1 protein-coding gene is annotated in these 535 nt (G+C 63.7%); it reads left to right on the forward strand.

Annotated elements, in window-relative coordinates; all coding sequences use genetic code 11:
- The coding region (locus AC1D00_RS44725; RefSeq protein WP_477015162.1) for an AI-2E family transporter at positions 1-535 on the forward strand (535 nt) is incomplete at both ends.

The raw sequence follows: 535 nt of genomic DNA on the forward strand, positions 1-535 counted from the left end.
CCCTGATCCTGTTCATCGCAAGCTGGCGCGACCTGCGGCGGGCGCTGATCATGAATTTCGGCGACCGAGACGCGCGGCTGCGCACGCTGCGGATTCTCAACGAGATCGAAGTTCATCTCGGCAACTACCTGTTGACCGTCACCGTCATCAATATCGGCGTCGGCGTCGCGACCGGCATCATCTGCGCCATCACCGGCATGCCAAATCCGGCCGGGCTCGGCGCACTCGCGGCGGCGCTCAACTTCATCCCGATCATAGGACCGGTCGCCATGTTCGTGGTGCTGGCCCTAATTGGGCTGATTGCCCTCCCGACCATTGGCGGCGGCCTGATGGCGGCCCTCGCCTTCGGCGGCATCACCTTCCTGGAGGGACATTTCATCACKCCGACCATCATTGGCCGCAGGTTGTCGCTGAACGCACTCGCCGTCTTCATCGCGCTGGCCTTCTGGACCTGGCTGTGGGGACCGATGGGCGCGTTTCTGTCGTCGCCGCTCCTGATCGTGGGCCTCATCCTGAAGGAGCATCTGTTGCCGGA

The sequence above is a fragment of the Bradyrhizobium sp. P2_E8 genome (assembly GCF_056403875.1).